Source organism: Pseudomonas sp. SIMBA_068 (genome assembly GCF_046534705.1).
In the GTDB taxonomy this organism is placed as follows: Bacteria; Pseudomonadota; Gammaproteobacteria; order Pseudomonadales; family Pseudomonadaceae; genus Aquipseudomonas; species Aquipseudomonas putida.
The window spans coordinates 1-309 of the sequence record NZ_JAWRYI010000255.1 but is presented as its reverse complement, the minus strand read 5'-3'; the positions used below and the strand labels follow the sequence as shown (position 1 = coordinate 309).

Sequence of the window (309 nt, the reverse complement as noted above, 5' to 3'; positions counted from 1 at the left end):
CTTGACGCGGATGCTGCAAAGCCTTGAAGCCCAGCTGGGGGTGAGCTTGATGGAGCGTTTGCCGCGTGGCGTGCGCCCGACCACTGCCGGCCTGGCCTTGTTGGATGAGGCGCGGGAAATACTGGCTCAGGCAGAGGGGCTGGCCGACGTCGTGCGCCGTGCCGCGCGAGGTGAACGTGGCCGCCTGGCGATCGGATTTACCAGTTCGGCCGCCCTGCACCCGTTTGTACCCAGTGTATTGCGGCTGTTTCGCGAAACCTTTGTTGGCGTCTCGGTGGCGCTGGAGGAAGCGAGAACCGGCGAACTACT

General features: G+C 64.7%; 1 protein-coding gene. It reads left to right on the top strand.

Annotated features, from left to right (window positions below):
• Window positions 1-309 (top strand): LysR family transcriptional regulator (locus SB756_RS29065; RefSeq protein ID WP_410912994.1); only part of this gene is annotated, 309 nt, incomplete at both ends.